This window comes from Knoellia sp. B-D-2, from assembly GCF_057714695.1.
This window is the reverse complement of record NZ_CM173189.1, coordinates 457,482-478,117: the sequence shown is the minus strand read 5'-3', so window position 1 is coordinate 478,117 and position 20,636 is coordinate 457,482. Positions and strand designations below refer to the sequence as shown.

Here is a 20,636-nt window from a genome sequence, read left to right as displayed (position 1 = left end):
GCCCGGGTCGCGGTCAGGCGTTGCGGAAGCGGTTGATCTCGGTCTCGAAGCGGGCGCGCTTGCCGGCGTCGGTGATGCCCAGCCCGGGTTCGGGCGCCAGGGTGAGGACGCCGACCTTGCCCTGGTGGAGGTTGTGGTGGACGTCCAGCGCGGCCTGCCCGACCTCGTCGAGCGAGTAGGTCCGTGACAGCGTCGGGTGGATGAGGCCACGGTCGATGAGCTCGTTGGCCTCCCACGCCTCGCGGTAGTTCGCGAAGTGCGAGGAGATGATCCGCTTGAGGTTCATCCAGAGGTAGCGGTTGTCGTACTCGTGCATGAAGCCCGAGGTCGACGCGCAGGTGACGATCGTGCCGCCCTTGCGCGCGACGTAGACACTGGCGCCGAACGTCTCGCGTCCCGGGTGCTCGAAGACGATGTCGACGTCGTGGCCGCCGGTGAGCTCGCGGATCTTCTTGCCGAGACGCTGCCACTCCTTGGGGTCCTGCGCCGTGTTCTCGTCGTTCCAGAAGCGGTAGCCCTCGGCGTTGCGGTCGATGATGAGCTCGGCGCCCATCTGCCGGCAGATCTCGGCCTTCTCGGGCGAGGAGACGACGCAGATCGGCGTCGCGCCGCCGGCGAGCGCCATCTGGGTCGCGTACGAGCCGAGGCCGCCGGAGGCGCCCCAGATGAGCACCCGGTCGCCGAGCTTCATCGCCGCGCCGTTCTTGGAGATGAGCTGCCGGTATGCCGTGCTGTTCACCAGGCCGGGGGAGGCCGCCTCCTCCCAGCTGAGGTGGGTCGGCTTCGGCATGAGCTGGTTGGTCTTGACGATCGCCAGCTCGGCGAGCCCGCCGAAGTTGGTCTCGAAGCCCCAGATCCGCTGCTGCGGGTCGAGCATCGTGTCGTTGTGCCCGTCGGCGTCCTCGAGCTCGACCGAGAGGCAGTGGGCCACGACCTCCTGGCCGGTCCGCCACCGGGTCACTCCGGGGCCGGTGCGCAGCACGACGCCGGCGAGGTCCGAGCCGACGACGTGGTAGGGCAGGTCGTGGCGCTTGGCGTACTCGGAGGTGCGGCCGTAACGCTCGAGGAAGCCGAACGTCGAGACCGGCTCGAAGATCGAGGTCCAGACGGTGTTGTAGTTGATCGCGCTCGCCATGACGGCCACGAGCGCCTCGCCGGGAGCGAGCTCGGGCACGGGCACGTCATCGATGTGGAGCGACTTGCGCGGGTCCTTGTCACGCGCGGCGAGACCCTCGAACATCGTCACCTCGTCCTTGTGGACGGTCGCCGCGCGGTACGTCGCGGGGATGGCGAGGTTCGCGTAGGTCTCCTCGGTGCGGTCTCCGCTGAGGATGGCGGCGCGGATCTGGTCCATGAAGTGTGGTGCTCCTTGATCTGGGCGGTCAGGTCAGGTGGTGCAGCGGTCGGAAGTCGCAATCAGTCGGGGTGCTGGGGACGGAATGCGCAATGAGTCGGGGTGTGGGGGACGGAAAGCGCAATCAGTGGGGGGTGGGGGCGGGTTGGACGAGCTCGACGAGGATGCCGCCGGCGTCCTTGGGGTGGATGAAGTTCACCCGGGAGTCGGACGTGCCGCGCTTCGGCTCGGCGTAGAGCAGGCGCATCCCGCGGTCGCGCAGGGTGGCGCACACGGCGTCGAGGTCGTCGACGCGGTAGGCCACCTGCTGGACCCCCGGGCCCGACCGGTCGAGGAACTTCGCGATGGTCGACTCGGAGGACAGCGGCGCGAGGAGCTGGACGTGGGAGCCGGAGTCGCCGACGGCCATCATCGCCTCGCGCACTCCCTGCTCCTCGTTGACCTCCTCGTGCGCGAGGGTCATGCCGTAGGTGTCCCGGTAGAACGCGATGGCCTCGTCGAGGTCGGGGACGGCGACACCGACGTGGTCGATCGCCGTGAAGAGGGCTGCGGAGGACGTGGGCTCGCCCGGTGGTCGACTCATGGTGGTGAGCCTAGGGACGTGAGCGGACGGCATACAGGTCTTCCGGGTGTGGTGATGGACACCTACGGGACCTGCGTCACGCCGTGTTGGGGGCGCCGGGGGCCAGTGACTAGCATCGTGACGAAGCCCGTGGGCCTCGGCCCGACATCGACGTTGGAGGACATGCAGTGAGCACCGCCACGACCCCGACCACCGACCCCACCGTCATCGTCTCGGGGGCGCGGACCCCCATGGGGCGGATGAGCGGCAGCCTCAAGGGCTTCAGCGGCTCCGACCTTGGCGGCTTCGCCATCGCGGGGGCGCTGGAGAAGTCCGGCGTCAGCCCCGAGGACGTCGACTACGTCATCATGGGCCAGGTCCTCACCGCGGGCGAAGGCCAGATCCCCGCCCGCCAGGCCGCCGTCAAGGCCGGTATCCCGATGAACGTGCCTGCCCTGACGATCAACAAGGTCTGCCTCTCGGGCATCGACGCCATCGCGCTCGCGGACCATCTCATCCGCGCGGGGGAGTTCGACGTCGTCGTCGCCGGCGGCCAGGAGTCGATGACCAACGCGCCGCACCTGCTCGAGAAGAGCCGTGACGGCTTCAAGTACGGCGACGTCACCCTCAAGGACCACATGGCGCAGGACGGCCTCTGGGACGCGTTCACCGACCAGGCGATGGGCCTGCTCACCGAGTCGGCGAACACCGGTGAGGCCGAGTTCACCCGCGAGGAGCAGGACGCCTTCGCCGCGCGCAGCCACCAGCTGGCCGCGAAGGCGTGGAAGGACGGGGTCTTCGACGACGAGGTCGTCACGGTGTCGATCCCCCAGCGCAAGGGGGAGGCCCTCGACTTCCGCACCGACGAGGGCATCCGGTCCGACACGACGACCGAGTCGCTCGGCCGCCTGCGCCCCGCCTTCTCCAAGGACGGGACGATCACCGCCGGGTCCGCGTCGCAGATCTCCGATGGCGCGTGCGCCGTCGTCGTCATGCGTCGCTCGCGCGCCGAGGAGCTGGGCCTCCCGTGGCTGGCCGAGATCGGCGCCCACGGCGTCGTCGCCGGCCCGGACTCGACGCTGCAGAGCCAGCCGGCCCGCGCCATCGTCAGGGCCTGTGAGCGACAGGGCATCTCGGCCTCCGACCTCGACCTCGTCGAGATCAACGAGGCGTTCGCCGCCGTCGGACTCGCCTCGACCAAGGAGCTCGGTCTCGACGAGGACAAGGTCAACGTCAACGGCGGGGCCATCGCCCTCGGTCACCCGGTCGGCATGTCCGGTGCCCGGATCGCGCTCCACCTCGCCCTCGAGCTCAAGCGCCGTGGTGGCGGCACCGGCGCGGCCGCCCTCTGCGGTGGCGGGGGCCAGGGCGACGCCCTCATCCTCACCGTGCCGTCCGGCGCCTGATCGACGAAGCACCCGAGCACCGAGCGTCCGCAGCGAGCAGGCCGACCGCCATCGCCCAGACGCCACGCACCGTCGACGTCCCCTCCCTCGTCGCTGACGCGAGGGAGGGGCGTTCGCGTGCGGTGGCTCGGCTCATCTCGCTCGTCGAGGACGCCCACCCGGCGCTCCCGGACGTCATGGCCGCCCTCGCCCCGTACGGGGGGCGGGCCCACGTCATCGGCCTGACCGGGTCACCGGGAGTGGGCAAGTCGACGACGACGGCCGCCCTCATCACCGCCTTCAGGGAGGCGGGCCGACGGGTCGCGGTGCTCGCCGTCGACCCGTCCTCCCCCTTCTCCGGGGGCGCCCTGCTCGGTGACCGGATCCGCATGGAGCAGCACGCGACCGACCCGGACGTCTTCATCCGCTCGGTCGCGTCGCGTGGCCACCTCGGCGGCCTCTCCTTCGCCACGCCCCAGGCGCTGCGCGTGCTCGACGCGGCCGGCTTCGACGTCGTCCTCGTCGAGACCGTGGGTGTGGGCCAGTCCGAGGTGGAGGTCGCGGCCCGCGCCGACACGACGGTCGTCATCCTCGCGCCGGGGATGGGCGACGGCGTCCAGGCGGCCAAGGCCGGGATCCTCGAGATCGGCGACGTCTTCGTCGTCAACAAAGCCGACCGCGACGGCGCCGACGAGACGGTCCGCGAGCTGCGCCACATGATCCAGCTCGGCAACCGCGAGCAGTCGGTGGACTGGCGGACACCGGTGGTGCGGACCATCGCGAGCCGCGGGGACGGCATCCCCGAGCTCGTGCAGGCCCTCACCGTGCACCGCCACTGGCTCGGCGAGTCGGGGCGGCTCGAGGCCCGCCGGCGCGAGCGGGCGCGCTCGGAGATCGAGGCGATCACCCTCGCGGAGCTGCGCCGCCGGATCGGTGGCGCGGACGGGCTGGTGTCCGATGCGCTCGCCTCCTCGGTGTCGCGCGGCGACACTGACGTGTACGCCGCGGCGCGCGAGGTCCTCGGACGGGTCACCGGCGAGGGCGAGCGCCAGTAGCGTGGTGCGGGTGACGTCCCCCGGCACGCGTCCGACCCCGGTCATCGTCGTCCTCGGCGCCGAGTACCGCCAGGCGATGGTCGACGTCCTGACCCGGCGCTACGCGTCGGAGTACGAGATCCTCGCCCCGACGAGCATGGAGGAGGCGGTCGAGGTCCTCACCGACCTCAAGTCCGGGCGTCGACCGGTCGCCCTGGCGGCGTGCGAGTTCTTCGCCGGTGGGGAGAAGGCCACCCACCTGCTCGCGAAGTTCCAGAAGTTCATGCCGAGCGCCCGGCGGCTCGTCTACATTCCCGCGGACCGCTTCCGCGGGTCGGTCGGGGTGATGCGCGAGAGCCTCGCCGAGGGGCGACTCGACCTCTACCTCATGCTGCCGCAGGGCCCGCGGGACGAGGAGTTCCACACCGCGATATCGGAGACGCTCTCGGACTGGGCCCAGTCGGTCAACCTGTCCGAGATCGACGGGACGAGGATCATCGCCGACGGGCCGTCGCCCGACCTGAGCCGGATCCGCGACTTCCTCGACCGGATGGGGATGCCCAACACGGTGCACGCACCCGACAGCCCGGCGGGCGTCGAGGTGCTCGCGGCGGCCGGGCCTGGAGCCGAGCTCCCCGTGCTCCAGGCGCCCACTGGTGAGCCGCCCCTGTCCCGCCCGTCGAACGCCGACCTCGGTGCCGTCCTCTACGGGCGACCGACCGACATCGATGAGGACGCCGTCTGTGACCTCGTCGTCGTCGGCGCCGGTCCCGCGGGGTTGGGGGCGGCGGTCTACGCGGCGTCCGAGGGTCTCGACACGCTCGTCATCGACCAGGGCCCGATCGGCGGGCAGGCCGGGACGAGCGCGATGATCCGCAACTACCTCGGCTTCCCGCGAGGCATCTCGGGAATGCGGCTGGCCCAACGGGCCCGGTCCCAGGCCGTGCGGTTCGGCGCACGCTTCCTCGCCGGGCAGGAGGTGACCGGGCTGCGGATCGGCGGCGGCCCCGACGGGTGCCACGTCGTCGAGCTCGGGGGCGCCAGCGTGCGCGGCCGCACCGTGCTCATCGCCACCGGAGTCGACTACCGGCGGCTCGGCGTCGACGCGCTCGAGGGCCTCGTCGGTCGAGGCGTCAACTACGGAGCCGCGGCGAGCACGTCCCGCGAGGTGAAGCACAAGGACGTGTACGTCGTCGGCGGTGGCAACAGCGCCGGCCAGGCGGCCGTGCACCTCTCGCGCTTCGCCCGGCACGTGACGATCCTCGTGCGTCGCGACGGCCTCGCGGCGACGATGTCGAGCTACCTCGTCCGCGAGATCGAGGGCAACCCGCGCATCACGGTCCGGCCGGGCACCGTCGTCGCCGACGGTGGCGGCGAGGGTCGGCTCGAGTGGCTGCTTCTCCGCGACGTCGACTCGGGCCTGGACGAGCGGGTCGAGGCCGCCGGGCTCTACCTCCTGCTCGGCGCCGAGCCGACCTGTCACTGGCTCCCGCGCGAGGTCGTCCGGGACGACCTCGGCTTCGTCCTCTCCGGTTCGGACACGCCGCCCCAGTCCTGGCCGGGCGGCCGTCCACCGCAGCCCTACGCCACCACCGTGCCCGGTGTCTTCGTCGCAGGAGACATCCGGTGCGGCTCGATGAAGCGCGTCGCCTCGGCGAGCGGCGAGGGGGCCGGCGTGGTGCCCCTCGTGCACGCCTACCTGGCGCCCGACGCGGGCTGAGCCCGACGGCATACGGTGTCGTCATGCTCGTCGCCTTCTCCGTGTCCCCGTCCGTCGCCGACGACGAGGGCGGGGTGACGGCCGCCGTCGCCGACGCCGTCCGCATCGTGCGGGAGAGCGGGCTGCCACACCGGACCGACGCGATGTTCACCACCATCGAGGGTGAGTGGGACGAGTGCATGGCCGTGGTCAAGGCGTGCGTCGACGCGGTGGCGGCGCACGGCCCGCGGGTCGGGCTGGTGCTCAAGGCCGACGTCCGGACGGGGCGCTCCGGCGAGATGCAGGGCAAGCTCGACCGGCTCGAGGCGACCCTCGCCGAGGGCTGAGCGGGGCGCGGCCCGGCCGTGCGCAAGTGACGAAACCGTCACGGTTGGTCGCTGCGCGGTGGTGCCACGGATCGGCATGGCTAGCGTGACCCGGGTGCGGTCGACGCACCGACCGTGACCCATGGGGGAGAGACCAGATGTGGAAGGCCATCCGCTACCGCGGCGGTCAGTCCCTCGTGCTCGTCCTCATCTCCGCCCTCGTCGCCACCTGTGCGGCCTTCGCGCCCCTCTTCTCGCGCTCTCTCGACCAGGCGCTGCTGCGCGCCACCCTCGGCCGGATGGACGCCGCCGACCTCAAGCTCAGCGTCCTCGCGTCGCGCACCCGGGAACCGACGCTGACCGCCAACGAGGTCGAGGCGCAGCTGCCGGCCGGTCTGTCGCAGTGGTACCACCCCGGCATCTCGATGATGACGGCCGCGACCGACGTCGTCCCCGTGGCGGGGCGCCGGCCCTCGCCGGTGCGCCTCGTCGCGCGCGACGACGTCTGCGAGCACCTCACCCTCAGCGCCGGCACCTGCCCCTCGGACGCGTCCGGGATCCTCGTGTCCGCCGCGGACGCCGAGCGGTGGTCGTGGACCCTCGGCACGACGCTCCCCATGGGGGAGCAGGGGGCCGGCCAGGCCCCTGACACGGTCGTCGGGATCTACACCGCGAAGGACGACCCCGACTACTGGCTGCGCACCGAGCTGCAGGGCAAGTCGGGCAGCCTCGTCGACTACGGCGACCTCGTCCCGGCCATCGACGACTTCGTCGTGGCGCCGGCCGGGCTGGGTCCCGGCTGGACCGGTGCCCAGCTCTCGGTGGACCTCCGGCTCAAGGAGTCGCTCATCACGCTCGACTCGCTCGCCGCGGCCGGCCGGGCGGTCAAGGCGATCCGCCCGCCGTCGGAGGCGTCGGTCGACAGCCCGCTGCCGGAGATCGCGAGCACCGTCGTCAACGGCAAGCGCCTCGTGCGCCAGCTCGTGCCGCTGCTCATCGCCCAGCTCGTCGCCGTGGCGCTCGCGGTCCTCGTCCTCGTCGCCGGTGCGGCGGTGGCGCAGCGGCGTCCCGAGATCGCCGTGGCGCGGCTGCGCGGGCGCAGCCGTGACGCGAGCCGTCGGCTCGTCATGGCCGAGCTCGGCCTGACCGTCCTGCTCGGGCTGCCGCTGGGCGTGCTCCTCGCCGTGGGCCTGAGCGAGCTCGTGCGGCGCTTCGTCCTGCCCCCGGGTGTCCCCTTCGAGCTGGGCTGGCTCGTTCCCGTGGCAGCCCTGGTCGCGGGTCTCGCCTCCCTCGCCGTCGTGTATGCCGCGGCGCGGCCGGTCCTGCGCGAGCCCATCGCCTCGCTGCTGCGGCGCGTCCCACCCACGACCACGAGCCGCACCCTGCGGGTCGGGGACCTCCTCCTCGTCGTGCTCGCCGCGGTCGGTGTCGTGGGCATCGTCACCGACCAGGTGAGCGGGCCGTTGGCGATCCTCACGCCCACCCTCCTCGCGCTGGCCGCGGGTGCGCTGCTCGGAGCCGTCGTCGTGCTCGCGGCGACCCGGCTCGGCCGGCGGGCCCTGGCCCGTGGTGGCCTCGGGACGGCCCTCGCCGGTCTGGCCGTCGCCCGGCGCCCCACGACCCGCCACGTCCTGCTCGTGGTCACCGCGGTGTCCGCCCTCGTCGTCTTCGCCGCCAACGCCGTTGCGGTCGCGGACCGCAACCGGGAGAACCGCGCCCAGGTCACCGTCGGTGCCTTCGGCGCCCTGAGGACCGGGTCCAAGGACCCCACCGCCGTGGCGCGGGTCGTCGACCAGCTCCCTGCGGGCCAGCGCGAGCACGCGATGCCCGTCGGCGTCGTGACCCAGCGCGACCCGGACTCCACGACGACGCTGGCGGCCCGCCCGGAGCAGCTGCACCGGATCGCCTTCGACCCGCCGGCGCAGGCCGGCCTCGCCCTCGACCGGCTGGCGCTGCCCGACCAGGACCCCGTGCGCCTCGAGGGTGAGCGGCTCACTGCGACTGCCGCCTACGCGCTCAGCCCGGTCGGCGTCGGCTTCGGGCCGCGCCCCCCGGGGGTCCCGGCCGCGGAGTGGGTCCCCCCGGTCGTCGGGGGCACACCGCTGCGGCTCGGCATCACCGTGACGACGCCCGAGGGGGAGGTCCTCACGCGCGACATCGGCGCGCTGCCGGCGACCGGATCGGGGACGCTCGCGCTCGACGCGCCGGTGCTGTGCCCGCAGGGGTGTCGCCTCCAGTCGGTGTGGGTCCAGCTCGCGCAGGGTCAGGAGCTCGAAGGGGTGCAGGGTCGCGTCGACCTCAGCGCCTTCGCGCTGGACGGTGCCTCGCTGGGCATCGACGACCCCGCCGGGTGGCGGCCGCCGAAGCCGGCCACCACCGACCAGAGCGGCAACAGCGGCAACGTCGTCATCGACCCCGCCACGGGCTTCCCCATCGAGGACGCGGGACCCTTGACGGACAGCCTCGCCATGGCCGCCGCGCCGGGCGGCGGGCTCCGCCTGAGCTTCACCAACACCGGCCGCAACGGGGCCGTGAGCCGCGCCGACGCCCCGGAGGTGACGCCGGCCCTCCTCTCGGGGCAGGTCCCGGGCGGCGGGACCCCCGAGCGCTTCGAGATCCAGAGCCTCGCCGGCCGCACGACGCCGGCCTCGGCGCAGCAGCAGGTCCCGGCGCTACCCTTCGTCGGTCCGCGCGGCGCCCTCGTCAACCTCGACCTCATGCTCCGCATCGGGGGGCGGCTGCCCGCCTCCGGCGCGATGGAGGTGTGGATCGACGACGCCTTCCCCGGCGGGGTCGCGGGGGCCGAGCGGGTGCTGCGCGACCGGGGCCTGGAGGTGCTCTCCACGCGCTCGCTGGCCGAGCAGCGTCGTCTGCTCGACGAGTCCGCGACCGGGTGGGGCCTGCTGCTCGCCCTGTTCACCGCGACGTTGTCGCTCCTGCTCGCCGCCGTGATGCTCGTCGTCGTCGCCATGACCACCTGTCGCATCGTCACGAGGGACATCGCCGCCCTGAGGGTCGCCGGGGTGTCCGGCTCGGACCTGCGCCGGGCCGCCGTGCGCGAGGCCGTCACCCTCGTGGTCGTCGCCGGGGTCGTGGGCGCGCTGTGCGGCGTCGTCGGCTCCGTCCTCGCGATGCCGCTCGTCCCGCTCTTCGACACGCCCGCGGTCGTGCCCGCCCTCGACCTCGCGCCGGCGTGGGGCGTCATGGCGGCGTCGTGGCTCGTCGCCCTCGCGGTGCTCGTCGTGGTGTCCGTCGTCCTCGCGCTCCGCTCCGCACGGCACGGCGACCCCGACCGGCTGCGGGAGGCGTGGTGACCGGCCTCTCGGTGATGACCGCCGGTCTCGTGCACATCTACCGTGCCGAGCACCACGACGTCGCCGCCCTCGCGGGCGTCGACCTCTCGGTCGCGGCAGGGGAGATGGTCGCCCTGCTCGGTCCGTCGGGCGCGGGCAAGTCCACCCTGCTCACGCTCTTCGGGGGGCTCCTCCGGCCGAGCGCCGGGCGCATTCGGATCGGCGACCACGAGCTGTCCCGCATGTCCGAGCCCGACCTCGACCGGTTGCGGGGCCGCGAGGTGGGGATCGTCCTCCAGGGCGCGTCGCGCAACCTCATTCCGCACCAGACGATCCGCGAGAACGTCGCCTTCGCCCAGGGCTCACGCAAGGGCCGGGGTGACGAGCTCACGCCGGTCGACGAGGTCCTCGACCTCGTGCGGCTCCGGGACCGGGCCGACGCCCCGCTGACCTCGCTCACCCCCGGCGAGCTCCAGCGGGGGGCCCTGGCCGTCGCCGTCTCCACGCGACCCGGGCTGCTTCTCGGCGATGAGCCCACCAGCCAGCTCGACCACGACGCCCGCGACCAGGTCCTGCGGGCGCTGGCCGACATCAACGAGACGTGGGGGACGACGATCATCGTCGTCACCCACGACCCGGACGTGGCCGCGCGGATGCCCCGCACCGTCACCATCCGCGACGGCCGGGTCGGTGCCGAGGGCCGCGAGGGCGAGGAGTTCGCCGTCGTGTCGGCCGACGGTTCCGTCCCGCTTCCGCCCCACGTGCTGGCGACGCTGACCCCCGGGACCCTGGTCCGCCTCGTCGAGTCGGAGCAGGGCTGGACCCTCGTCAGGGACGAGATCGAGGAGGTGGCCGATGGGCCGGCACTCTGAGCGCGGTCGGCGGGCTCCCGACGGTCCGCCCGCCGCCCCTGCACCGGGGTCGGCCCCGATCGTCGACGTGCGCGCGGTGAGCGTCCGCTACGGCGACGTCGCCGCCCTGCGCGCCGTGTCGCTCTCGGCCCGCGCCGGCGACTTCGTCGCAGTCATCGGACACTCCGGCGCGGGCAAGACGACGCTCGTCAACGCCGTCGCCGGCATCGTCGGGCTGGAGTCGGGCGAGATCGACCTCGGCAACGGACCGGGAGGCACGCGGGAGCCCGGGGCCGTGGCGATCATCCCGCAGGGCAACGGCCTCGCGAGCGTGCTCACGGCATACGAGAACGTCCTCGCGCCACTGCGCGCCCGCGGGTACGCGCCCGCGGAGGCGGCGGAGCGCGCGAGGGCCGCACTCGTCTCGGTGGGGCTGGGGGAGTCCGGGACGCACCTCGTCGAGGAGCTGAGCGGCGGCCAGCAGCAGCGGGCCGCCGTCGCGCGCGGGCTGGCGATCGAGGCTGCGGTCCTGCTCGCCGACGAGCCGACGAGCGAGCTCGACCACGACAACCGGGAGCGGGTCCTCGGCCTCCTGCGCGCGCGCGCCGACGCCGGCGGGATCGTCCTCATGACGACGCACGACCCCGAGGCCGCGGAGCGCGCCGACCGTGCCATCGAACTCGACGACGGCGAGGTCATCTCCTCCTGAGTCGCTCCGCGCCGGACCGGGCGCCGGCGTCCCCGCCGGCACCCGATCCGGGGTCGGACTCAGCGCAGGCGGATGCGGACCACCTGGCCACCCTCGGGGAGGACCGAGCCCGTGGTCACCCACGCGTGCGAGCCACGGATCGCCACACCGTAGGGCGCGAAGAGCCCGCCCGCAACGGTCGCATGGGTGGAGCCACCGGGGGTGATGCGCGCGAGGCGCCCGACGGGCCCGCCGAGGAGGCCGTTCTCGGCGATCTCGACGGCGTAGAGCCGGCCGCTGGCGGAGAAGGCCAGCGAGGTGACGTTCGTGAGTCCGGTCGCCCACTTGGTCGGCGTCGACCCCGGCCTGACCCGCCAGATCGACGAGGACCCCTTCTCGAACGGGTACCCGACGAGCTGGCTGACGTACCAGGCGCCGTCCGGCCCCCGCACGGCATCGGTCGGCACGGCGTCTGCCAAGAAGCCGGGGAAGGGTGCGTCGGGCCCCAGGGCGGGCACGGGCGGAAGGACCGCGACGGTCGAGCCCGGAGTCCTCACGACGGCGTTGGCGCCGGCGTCGGCGACGACGAAGGTCTTGCCCCAGCGTGCGATGCCGACGGGGTTGGTGTCGAGGTCGGTCCCGTCGGGGTTCGCGGACCCCTCGTAGGCCGCGAGGTCGGTGTGCGCCGTCACCGTGCCCGAGCGGAGGCTGCCCGTGACGACGTGCGCGAGGAGGTCGCCGCCGGGTCCGAACCCGTCACGGTAGGACGGGGGCCCACCGAGACCGATGGTCAGCGCAAAGCTCTTCCTGCTCGTGAACGTGATGTCGGTGGGACCGATCGCCTCCTCCTCGTTGCCGACCGAGGGAAGCCCCTGGACGACCCGGCGCACGTGACCCTTCGCGGTGATCCGTGCCACCGACCCGGTCATGCCGAGGCACATGTGCCCGAGCTCCGCGTGGTCCTGGCAGGCCTCGGTCCCGGCACTGCCGGACTCGGCGACGTAGAGGTCCCCACCGGGCGCGAAGCTCAGCTGGCGGGGGCTGTGCAGGCCGGAGGCGACGACGGTCGGGCCGCCCGTGGCTGCCGAGACCGGGGCGGAGATGACGGCGACGGCTGTCGCGAGAGCGGTCGTGGCCGCGAATCCGAGCGTCTTTCGATGGGGCATGAGGTCCTCCCTCGGACGGAGATGGGTCCCCCCAGCATCCTCTCGACGTGCGCCGGCGGACATGGTCGGATCGGCCCAGTCCGCGGGGACGGTGAGCACAGGAGCGGGGTCGGGACGGCGACGGGTCAGGGCCGGCCGAGCAGAGCCTCGAGCTGGGGATGGGCGCGCCGGTAGCCCTCGAGCAGGGCACGCGCCGTGGTCACCGAGTCGACGAGCGGGTGGAGGGCGAACGCCGCGAGGGCCGCCCGTTCGGAGCCGGTCGTCGCGGCCTCGATGACGAGCCGCTCGACGGCCTTGACCTGCTGCATGAGGCCGAGCATGTGGCCCTCGACGGGCGGGAGCGTCGTCGCGTGCGGGCCGTCGCGGTCCACCCGGCAGGGAATCTCGACGACCGCGTCGGACGGCAGGCCGGGCACGGCTCCACCACCGCGGATGTTGAGGATCATCGACGACTCCTCGCCCCGGCCGATCGCCGCCATGATCGCCAGCGCGACGCCTTCGTACCCGCCGCCGGCGACGTCGGCCTCGTCCCGCTGCTCGTCCGCGGCGCGGGCCTCGCGCATGTAGGTCGCGTCGCGCTCCTCGCGCACGCGGCGCCAGCGGTCAGCCGCGGTCGCCGGGTCGTGCGCGACCGCCGCGTAGAACGCGTCCTGCTGGTCGCGCAGGAACTCGCCGCGCGTCTGGGGCGCGGACTCGATCGCGGCCCTCGCCTCGCGCGAGTAGTAGTAGTAGTAGAGGTACTCGTTGGGGATGGCCCCCAGGGCGGCGATCCACTCGGGCCCGAAGAGACGACCCTCCTCGAGGCCCGCCAGGGCAGCGGGGTCGGAGACGAGCCGGGGAAGCTGGTCGGTGCCGTCGACCCGCAGCGCGCGCAGCCAGCCGAGGTGGTTGAGCCCGACGTAGTCGATGTCGGTGCGGGAGGGGTCGAGACCGAGAGCCCCGATCGCCCTGCGCGCCAACGCAATCGGGGAGTCGCAGATGCCGATGACCCGGTCGCCGAGGACGGTCTGCATCGCCTCGGTGACGATGCCCGCAGGGTTGGTGAAGTTGATGAACCACGCGTCCGGAGCAAGCTCCCTGGTGCGTCGAGCGAGGTCGAGGGCGACGGGCACCGTGCGCAGGGCGTAGGCGAGCCCACCGGGGCCGGTGGTCTCCTGACCGAGGACACCGAGGTCGAGTGCCACCCGCTCGTCGAGCGTGCGCCCGGCCAGGCCGCCGACGCGGATCGCCGAGAAGACGAAGTCGGCGTCGCGCAGGGCGTCGTCCACGTCGGTGGTCGCCCGCACGACGGGGGCGTGCGGGACCTCGCGGCCGTGCTGGGCGAGGACCTCCGTGACGGCCCGCAGGCGCGGCTCGTCGAGGTCGTGCAGGACGACCTCGGTCACCCGGTCGTCGGACTCGTCGCGCAGCAGTGCTCCGTGGACGAGGGGTACGCGGAACCCCCCGCCGCCGAGGATCGTCAGCTTCACCGGGCTCGACCTGCGTGGGGCTGCATCACGTCCGCCAACGTAGCAACACCGAGACCTCGCGCCGGGCGGATGTGGTTGCAGTGGGAGAGGTGGCGGGACACGATGACGAGGTGCCCCTCGCCCAGGTCTTCGACCCGCTCGCGTCCATCCGGCATGCCGGGGACCCCGAGGTCGACGTCTTCGTCCAGGGCACCGTCTTCCTCGACATCATCTTCACCGGCCTCGCTGCCATGCCCAAGAGCGGCACCGAGGTGTGGGCCGAGGGGATGGGGTCCTGCCCCGGCGGGATCGCCAACCTCGGTGTCGCCGCGGCGCGCCTCGGCCTCAAGACCTCCCTGGGGGCGGCCTTCGGTGACGACGACTACGGCGAGTTCTGCTGGCGCTCCCTCGAGGAGCAGGAGGGCATCGACCTCTCCCGGTCGCGGCGCTACCCGCACTGGCACACCCCCGTGACGGTCTCGGTCTCCGTGGGCGGCGACCGGCGGATGATCACCCACGGGCACGACTCGCCCGAGTCGGCGACCGAGATGATCGGCGACGTGCCCCGGGCCCGGTCGCTGCTGCTCGACCTCGACGCCGACCGCCCGCTGGGGCAGGGGCACCCCGAGCGCCGGTGGGCCGAGAGCGCCGCCGCCGACGGCGCACTCATCTTCGCCGACATCGGGTGGGACCCGACCGGGGTCTGGTCGCACGCCGTCCTCGACCAGCTCGACCAGTGCTACGCGTTCATGCCCAACGCCGTGGAGGCCATGGCCTACACCCGCACCGGTTCCGCGCACGACGCCCTGTACGCACTGGCCGACCTCGTGCCGCTCGCCGTGGTGACCAACGGGCGCGACGGCGCCGTCGCCATCGACTCCGAGACCGGCGAGGAGGCCTCGGTGCCCGCCCTGCGCGTCGAGGCCATCGACCCCACCGGGGCCGGCGACGTCTTCGACGCGGGGATGCTCGTCGGCACCCTCGCCGGCTGGCCGCTGCTCGACCGGATGAACTTCTCCACGCTGTGCTCCAGCCTCGCCGTCCAGGAGTTCGGTGGCTCGCTCGCCGCGCCCGGCTGGGGCGACATCGCCGACTGGTGGCACCGGGTCCGATGCCAGCCCACCTCCAACGCGGCCGCCAGGTCGGTGCAGCGACGCTTCGCGTTCCTCGACGACCTCGTCGCCGAGGTCCCCTCCGGTGCGGTCCGGCGCGCCGCCGCCACCATCGCCAAGCTGTCCGACGCCCAGGCCCAGGCCCCGGCGGCGCCCGCCACCACCCCCCTCACCGAGGAGATCTCATGAACCGCACGCGCACCACGCTGGTCACCCTTCTCGCCGCCGCCGGGCTCGCGCTCGGAGCCTGCGCCCCCGGGAGCTCGAAGGACAGCACCGACGAGTCGTCGGGCCCCGCGCCCGGCGCGGTCAAGACCGACGCGGCCTCCCTCGGCGACGTCACCCTCACGGTCTGGGACCAGGAGGTGCGCGGCGGCCAGGAGAAGCAGATGGCGACCCTCAACGCCGAGTTCCAGAAGAAGTACCCCAACATCACGATCAAGCGCGTGTCGCGCTCGTTCGACGACCTCGTCAAGACGCTCCGGCTCGCGCTGACCGGGGCCGACGCGCCGGACGTGGTCCAGGCCAACAACACCCGCTCGCAGATGGGCGAGTTCGTCAAGGCCGGCCAGCTCGTCAACCTCGACCCGTACGCCGCGGCCTACGGGTGGGACAAGCGCTACCCGCAGTCGGTGCGCAACGTCGCGTCCTACTCGCCCGACGGCAAGACCTTCGGCTCCGGTTCGCTCTTCGGCCTGCCGCAGGTCGGTGAGGTCGTCGGCATCTTCTACAACGACGCCAAGCTCAAGACGCTCGGCATCAACCCGCCGAAGACGTGGGCCGAGTTCGACGCGGCCCTCGCGACCGCCAAGACGAAGGGGGAGGTCCCCCTCGTCCTCGGCAACCTCGAGAAGTGGCCGGCCGGCCACGTGTTCGGCGTCGTCCAGGGCCGCTTCACCAAGGCCGACGACATCCGCACCCTCGGGTTCGGCCAGCCCGGCGGCTCGTGGACCTCGCCCGAGAACACCAAGGCCGCCCAGACCCTCGTCACTTACGTCGACAAGGGCTACTTCAACGCCGGCTTCAACGGGCAGGACTACGACCCGGCCTGGCAGAACTTCACCAAGGGCCAGGGCCTCTTCCTCATCGCGGGGTCGTGGCTCCAGGCCGACCTCTCGGCCGCGATGAAGACCGACGTGAAGTTCATGCTCCCGCCGGCACCCGAGGCCGGTGGCTCGCCGGTGACGACGGGCGGCTCGGGCCTGCCCTTCGCCATCACCCAGAAGGCGAAGAACAAGGACGCCGCCGCGGCCTACGTCAACTTCATCACCAGTCCCGAGGCGATGAAGGTCCTCGCCGAGAACGGCAACCTCCCCGTCGTCGAGACCGCCGAGCAGAAGGCACCGGACGCGCTCGCGACCGACGTCTTCACCGCGTTCGGTGCGGTGTCCGAGAACGACGGGCTCGTGCCCTACCTCGACTGGGCCACCCCGACGATGGGTGACACCCTCGGCGCCACCCTGCAGGACCTCCTCGCCAAGAAGGCGACCCCGGACAAGGCCCTCGAGACGCTGCAGAAGGACTACGGCGACTTCACCGGTCAGTGATGACGGCTCGCGTCCGGGCCGCCGGGCCGCCGGGGGAGCCCCGTCGGATCGGGTACCTCTACGTCCTGCCGGCCTTCCTCGTGTATGCCGCGTTCGCCCTCTACCCGCTGCTCAAGGCCGTCTACCTGTCCCTCTTCGACTGGGACGGGCTGACGGTCGGCACGTGGGCGGGGCTGTCGAACTACCAGGAGGTGCTCACCGACGAGCGGCTGCGGGGGGCGTTCGCGCACGCGCTCGTCCTCATGCTGTTCTTCGCGGTCATCCCGCTCGTCGTCGGACTCGTCCTCGCGTCGGTCCTGCACCGGGCGAGCGTGCGCGGTCTCGGGTTCTTCCGGACCGTGGTCTTCCTGCCGCAGGTCGTGGCGATGGTCGTCATCGCCGTGGCGTGGCGCCGGATCTACGCCCCCGACGGCACCATCAACTCGGTGCTCAGCGCCGTCGGGCTGGAGTCGTGGACGCGAGGGTGGTTGGGGGAGTACGCCTTTGCGCTGCCCGCCGTGGGGTTGATCGGCACCTGGTTCGAGAGCGGCCTTGTCACCGTGCTGCTCCTCGCCGGGATGGCGCGCATCCCGCGTGACCTCTACGAGGCGGCGCGGCTCGACGGCGCAGGGGCGATCCGGGAGTTCTTCGCGGTGACCCTGCCGTCGGTGCGCGGAGAGATCGCCGTGGCCCTGACGCTCACCGTCATCGCCGCCCTCAAGACCTTCGACCTCATCTACCTGACGACGTCGGGCGGGCCCGGGTACACGACCACCGTGCCGAGCTACGAGGTCTACCGGCAAGCCTTCGAGCTCGGTCAGGTCGGGCTCGCCTGCACGATCGGCGTCTGCCTCACGGTCGTCATCTTCGCGATCAGCTTCGTCATCACCCGCGTCGGCGACCGAGCGGAGGCCTGATGCGCGTCTCGCAGTCCGAGCGGACGATGAACTACGTCATCCTCACGGCCTTCGCCGTGTTCGCGATCTACCCGATCCTGTCCATCGTCGTGGCCGGGCTGCAGCCGGACGCCGAGGCGCCGGGTGGTCTCGGCAACCTCTCGCAGGCGTGGGAGATCGGCCGCTTCGGCAGCTACCTGCGCACGAGCGTCCTCGTGTCCGCGTTCGTCGTCGCCGTGAGCACGGTGCTCTCCGTGCTCGCCGGGTTCGCGTTCGGCACGATGCGCTTCCGTGGTGCGGACGCCCTCTTCTACCTCATGCTCCTCGGCATCATGATGCCCGCCGAGGCCATCGTCGTGCCGCTGTTCTTCGACCTGCGGGCGATCGGCCTCACCGACACCTTCTGGGCGATCGCCCTGCCCCAGGTGGCGCAGTCGGTGGCGTTCGGCACCTTCTGGCTGCGGGCGGCATTCCGGTCGAGCTCGCGCTCCATCGTCGAGGCCGCGCGTCTCGACGGCGCCTCGACGAGCCGCATCCTCTGGCAGGTGCTCGTCCCGCTCGCCCGCCCGGCGATCGTCACCCTCATCGTGCTGACCTTCATGTGGACCTGGAACGAGTTCCTCATCCCGCTCGTCATGGTGCCGACCAACGAGGCGCTGCGCACCGCGCCGCTGGGCCTCGGCTTCTTCTCGGGGCAGTACACCCAGGGCTACGCCCTGCTCGCGGCCGGCGCGACGATCGTCGCCCTGCCGGTCGTCGTCGTCTACCTCTTCCTCCAGCGCCACTTCATCGCGGGGATGCTCGAGGGCGCCGTCAAGGACTGACGCGGCGGCGCCAGACGGGCCAGCGGCTACGGTGCTGTCTGTGCCCAAGGACGTCAGGCTGCCCTTCGACCCCATCGCCCGCGCGGGTGAGCTGTGGCGGGCGCGGTGGGGGGAGTCGAGCCAGTCCCGGGCGATGGGCACCGCGACGTCGATCATGCGGGTCCAGCAGCTGCTCCTCGGCGAGTTCGACGCCATCGCCGGGCGCCACGGGCTGACCTTCGCCCGCTACGAGGCCCTCGTGCTGCTCGCCTTCAGTCGTGAGGGCCGGCTCTCGATGGGGCGCATCGGGGAGCGCCTCATGGTGCACCCGACGAGCGCCACCCACATCGTCCAGCGGCTCGCGGCCCAGGGGTTCGTCGACCGGGTCGCCAACCCCGACGACCGCCGCGGATCCCTCGCTGTGATCACCGACACCGGCCGGGAGGCGATGGAGGCCACGACGGCCGACCTCGAGGCCGCGCAGTTCGGTCTGGGGATGCTGTCGAGCGAGGACCAGGGGCGGTTGTTCTCCCTGCTCAGGGACGTGCGGGTGGCCGCCGGCGACTTCGTCGAGGGCTGCGCAGCCGACGGGCGCTGACCCGCGCACAGGTCCGGCTGCCACGCTCGGTCGACCGGGACGCGACGGTTCGCGATTTGGCTCGGCCGCCCTCCTTTGTCATGGTGGAAGCAGTCCGTGACCGAAATGAGACCTTTCGTCACGCCCCCTGAGCCAACAAAGGACCCTTGCATGCCCACGCTCGCCAAGCGGGCCGTCGGTGCCCTCCTCGCCCTCCTGGGCCTGGTCGTCACCGTCATCGGCCTCTGGTACGCCGTCCACCTCGGTGGCAGCGGAACCGCGACCTTCTCCTCCTCTCCCTCGGGCACCGCCCCGGTGCTCGTCCCTCAGACCGTCCTCAACCGGGTCGACGGCGCCGTCACGGTGACGGCCACCCCGCGCCGTGGCGGGGCCGTCTGGCTCGCCGCCACCACCCCGTCTGACGCCGAGGCCGTCCTCGGCGCGACCGCCCACACGACAGTCACCGGTGTCGACACCCGGCCGTGGGAGCTGCTGAGCAGGACGACCGGGACCGGCGCCGCCCCGGCCCTCTCCGGCACCGACGTGTGGCGCAACACCGAGACCGGCACCGGCGCCGTCTCGATGACCATCGAGCAGTCCAACGCCCCCGAGTCGGTCATCGCCCAGGCGACCGTGGGGCAGATCGAGACGATCGAGCTCACCTGGGAGCGCAAGTCCTGGTTCGTCCAGTCCGTCATCGCCGCCCTCGTCGGCCTGTTCCTGCTGCTGAGCGGCCTCAGCCTGCTGTGGAGCTCGCGTGGCGCCCGTCGCCTTGACGGGGTCGACGCCGTAGAGGTCGAGGCGGAACCCCACCCGGTCCCGCGCCCGGCGACCCCCGAGCAGGAGAACGCATGAACCGCCGCACCTTCACCACGTCCCTCGTCGCGCTGACGGCCGCCGTGAGCCTCACCGGCTGCGGCGTGGGTGACAGCCTCGTCGGCCTGCGGGACGCCCCCGCCGAGCGGACCGACACCGCCCCCCTCAACGTCGACGGCGCCGAGAAGGTCGCCGCCCGCGTGCTCGACGCCGCCACCGCAGCGCGCGGCGCCGCGGGAGCCGAGGCCGCCAAGGCCCAGGCCGCCGTGCTCGCCGGCTCCGCGCTCTCGCAGGCCCAGGCGGCGAGCAAGCTCGGCACTCTCAGCGCCTCGGATCCCCTCCAGAAGGCCAGCGACCCGCAGGTCGTCGCCGTGTCGCAGGGCTCGGCCTGGCCGCGAGCGATCCTCGTCGGCACACTCGACCAGGCAAGCCGGACGCAGACGCTGCACGTGCTCGTGTCCACGGCTGCCGCCGACCCGTTCAAGGTCCACGCGTCCGTCCCGATGCTCCCGGGCACGAGCGTCCCCGCGATGGCCGACCTCGCCACCGGCGCGCCGCTCGTCAAGCCCGCAGACAAGGCCGGGGCGCCGCTGTCCCCGACCGAGGCGCTCGCGGCGTACGCCGGCGGCCTCAACTACCCGAAGCCGGTGGCCTCCAAGGCCGTCACGACGACGGACGCCTACGCCACCGCGTTGCGCGCCTCGACGACGGGTCAGGTCAAGGTGCTGGGCGCGCTGGCCTCGTTCAGTCAGACCCACACCCCGGTTCCCCAGCACACGATTGCCTTCCGCCTGGCGGATGGCGGGACGGTGACCTTCGGGCAGCTGACTCGACGTGACGCCATCGTGGTCGGTCCGACCGCCAAGAACCTCGTCATCCCGGCGAACTACAGCAAGCTCGTGGGCAAGGCCACAGCCACGAAGAACCTTGTCATCAACAGCCTCGAGAACGTCGTCATGGTCGTTCCCGCCACGGGGGCCGCCACGACCGTCGGTGCCGACGAGCAGATCGTCTCCGCCACGGCGACGTAGAGCTCGCTCGCCGTCCGGCCCACCCTGTTCTCGACCCGGCCGCCCGCCCCTCCGGCGCGCGGCCGGGTC

General features: G+C 72.6%; 18 protein-coding genes. 14 read left to right on the top strand and 4 right to left on the bottom strand.

Annotated features, from left to right (window positions below):
* Nucleotides 1-13 precede the first annotated feature (13 nt).
* On the bottom strand, nt 14-1,354 hold the full coding sequence (gene ccrA, locus AC3EU2_RS02250) for a crotonyl-CoA carboxylase/reductase (RefSeq protein ID WP_488178123.1): 1,341 nt from the start codon (nt 1,352-1,354) through the stop codon (nt 14-16).
* A gap of 124 nt (nt 1,355-1,478) precedes the next feature.
* Nucleotides 1,479-1,937, bottom strand: a complete 459-nt coding sequence (mce, locus tag AC3EU2_RS02245) for a methylmalonyl-CoA epimerase (protein ID WP_488178122.1) — start codon at nt 1,935-1,937, stop codon at nt 1,479-1,481.
* 167 nt (nt 1,938-2,104) lie between these two features.
* On the opposite strand from mce, the gene AC3EU2_RS02240 reads away from it, so the two are divergent.
* From AC3EU2_RS02240 to AC3EU2_RS02210, 7 genes are all read left to right on the top strand, one after another.
* Nucleotides 2,105-3,322, top strand: coding sequence for an acetyl-CoA C-acetyltransferase (locus tag AC3EU2_RS02240; RefSeq protein WP_488178121.1), 1,218 nt, complete (start codon nt 2,105-2,107; stop codon nt 3,320-3,322).
* 50 nt (nt 3,323-3,372) lie between these two features.
* Complete coding sequence (gene meaB / locus AC3EU2_RS02235; protein ID WP_488179425.1) at nt 3,373-4,356, top strand: methylmalonyl Co-A mutase-associated GTPase MeaB; 984 nt, start codon at nt 3,373-3,375, stop codon at nt 4,354-4,356.
* Between the two features lie 10 nt (nt 4,357-4,366).
* A complete protein-coding gene (locus AC3EU2_RS02230; protein ID WP_488178120.1) occupies nt 4,367-6,055 on the top strand; it encodes an NAD(P)/FAD-dependent oxidoreductase in 1,689 nt (562 codons plus the stop codon).
* A 23-nt stretch (nt 6,056-6,078) separates the two neighbouring features.
* Nucleotides 6,079-6,381 carry a thiamine-binding protein gene (locus tag AC3EU2_RS02225; protein ID WP_488178119.1) on the top strand — a complete coding sequence of 101 codons (303 nt, stop codon included), beginning with the start codon at nt 6,079-6,081 and terminating at the stop codon, nt 6,379-6,381.
* A gap of 137 nt (nt 6,382-6,518) precedes the next feature.
* A complete protein-coding gene (locus AC3EU2_RS02220) occupies nt 6,519-9,674 on the top strand; it encodes an FtsX-like permease family protein (RefSeq protein WP_488178118.1) in 3,156 nt (1,051 codons plus the stop codon).
* A complete protein-coding gene (locus AC3EU2_RS02215) occupies nt 9,671-10,525 on the top strand; it encodes an ABC transporter ATP-binding protein (protein WP_488178117.1) in 855 nt (284 codons plus the stop codon). Before AC3EU2_RS02220 ends, AC3EU2_RS02215 begins: the two co-directional genes overlap by 4 nt.
* Nucleotides 10,509-11,213 carry an ABC transporter ATP-binding protein gene (locus AC3EU2_RS02210; protein ID WP_488178116.1) on the top strand — a complete coding sequence of 235 codons (705 nt, stop codon included), beginning with the start codon at nt 10,509-10,511 and terminating at the stop codon, nt 11,211-11,213. Before AC3EU2_RS02215 ends, AC3EU2_RS02210 begins: the two co-directional genes overlap by 17 nt.
* Nucleotides 11,214-11,272: 59 nt before the next feature.
* Here the strand turns inward: AC3EU2_RS02210 and AC3EU2_RS02205 are convergent, their stop codons facing one another.
* Together AC3EU2_RS02205 and AC3EU2_RS02200 are read right to left on the bottom strand one after the other, a co-directional pair.
* Nucleotides 11,273-12,358, bottom strand: coding sequence for a ScyD/ScyE family protein (locus tag AC3EU2_RS02205; RefSeq protein WP_488178115.1), 1,086 nt, complete (start codon nt 12,356-12,358; stop codon nt 11,273-11,275).
* A gap of 125 nt (nt 12,359-12,483) precedes the next feature.
* Entirely contained in the window at nt 12,484-13,827 is a 1,344-nt protein-coding gene (locus AC3EU2_RS02200; RefSeq protein WP_488178114.1) for a 6-phospho-beta-glucosidase, read from the bottom strand.
* 89 nt (nt 13,828-13,916) lie between these two features.
* On the opposite strand from AC3EU2_RS02200, the gene AC3EU2_RS02195 reads away from it, so the two are divergent.
* The 7 genes from AC3EU2_RS02195 to AC3EU2_RS02165 all read left to right on the top strand — a co-directional run bounded on the left by AC3EU2_RS02195 (nt 13,917) and on the right by AC3EU2_RS02165 (nt 20,567).
* Complete coding sequence (locus AC3EU2_RS02195) at nt 13,917-15,107, top strand: PfkB family carbohydrate kinase (protein ID WP_488178113.1); 1,191 nt, start codon at nt 13,917-13,919, stop codon at nt 15,105-15,107.
* Nucleotides 15,104-16,465 (top strand): extracellular solute-binding protein, encoded by a 1,362-nt coding sequence (locus AC3EU2_RS02190; protein ID WP_488178112.1) that lies wholly within the window; start codon nt 15,104-15,106, stop codon nt 16,463-16,465. Before AC3EU2_RS02195 ends, AC3EU2_RS02190 begins: the two co-directional genes overlap by 4 nt.
* Nucleotides 16,465-17,361: a carbohydrate ABC transporter permease gene (locus AC3EU2_RS02185; RefSeq protein ID WP_488178111.1), complete on the top strand. Its 897-nt coding sequence runs from the start codon at nt 16,465-16,467 to the stop codon at nt 17,359-17,361. Before AC3EU2_RS02190 ends, AC3EU2_RS02185 begins: the two co-directional genes overlap by 1 nt.
* A complete protein-coding gene (locus AC3EU2_RS02180; RefSeq protein WP_488178110.1) occupies nt 17,361-18,164 on the top strand; it encodes a carbohydrate ABC transporter permease in 804 nt (267 codons plus the stop codon). The genes AC3EU2_RS02185 and AC3EU2_RS02180 overlap by 1 nt, the downstream gene beginning before the upstream one ends.
* A gap of 40 nt (nt 18,165-18,204) precedes the next feature.
* A complete protein-coding gene (locus AC3EU2_RS02175) occupies nt 18,205-18,741 on the top strand; it encodes a MarR family winged helix-turn-helix transcriptional regulator (protein ID WP_488178109.1) in 537 nt (178 codons plus the stop codon).
* A gap of 150 nt (nt 18,742-18,891) precedes the next feature.
* On the top strand, nt 18,892-19,575 hold the full coding sequence (locus AC3EU2_RS02170; RefSeq protein WP_488178108.1) for a hypothetical protein: 684 nt from the start codon (nt 18,892-18,894) through the stop codon (nt 19,573-19,575).
* On the top strand, nt 19,572-20,567 hold the full coding sequence (locus AC3EU2_RS02165) for a hypothetical protein (RefSeq protein ID WP_488178107.1): 996 nt from the start codon (nt 19,572-19,574) through the stop codon (nt 20,565-20,567). Before AC3EU2_RS02170 ends, AC3EU2_RS02165 begins: the two co-directional genes overlap by 4 nt.
* Nucleotides 20,568-20,636: the final 69 nt, after the last annotated feature.

Excerpts from the sequence above, each read along its gene's own strand:
- AC3EU2_RS02170 (WP_488178108.1), top strand. The coding sequence starts at position 18,892 with ATGCCCACGCTCGCCAAGCGGGCCGTCGGTGCCCTCCTCGCCCTCCTG.
- AC3EU2_RS02205 (WP_488178115.1), bottom strand. The coding sequence starts at position 12,358 with ATGCCCCATCGAAAGACGCTCGGATTCGCGGCCACGACCGCTCTCGCG.
- mce (WP_488178122.1), bottom strand. The coding sequence starts at position 1,937 with ATGAGTCGACCACCGGGCGAGCCCACGTCCTCCGCAGCCCTCTTCACG.
- AC3EU2_RS02225 (WP_488178119.1), top strand. The coding sequence starts at position 6,079 with ATGCTCGTCGCCTTCTCCGTGTCCCCGTCCGTCGCCGACGACGAGGGC.
- AC3EU2_RS02180 (WP_488178110.1), top strand. The coding sequence starts at position 17,361 with ATGCGCGTCTCGCAGTCCGAGCGGACGATGAACTACGTCATCCTCACG.
- AC3EU2_RS02210 (WP_488178116.1), top strand. The coding sequence starts at position 10,509 with ATGGGCCGGCACTCTGAGCGCGGTCGGCGGGCTCCCGACGGTCCGCCC.
- AC3EU2_RS02165 (WP_488178107.1), top strand. The coding sequence starts at position 19,572 with ATGAACCGCCGCACCTTCACCACGTCCCTCGTCGCGCTGACGGCCGCC.
- AC3EU2_RS02190 (WP_488178112.1), top strand. The coding sequence starts at position 15,104 with ATGAACCGCACGCGCACCACGCTGGTCACCCTTCTCGCCGCCGCCGGG.
- ccrA (WP_488178123.1), bottom strand. The coding sequence starts at position 1,354 with ATGGACCAGATCCGCGCCGCCATCCTCAGCGGAGACCGCACCGAGGAG.
- AC3EU2_RS02220 (WP_488178118.1), top strand. The coding sequence starts at position 6,519 with ATGTGGAAGGCCATCCGCTACCGCGGCGGTCAGTCCCTCGTGCTCGTC.
- AC3EU2_RS02185 (WP_488178111.1), top strand. The coding sequence starts at position 16,465 with ATGACGGCTCGCGTCCGGGCCGCCGGGCCGCCGGGGGAGCCCCGTCGG.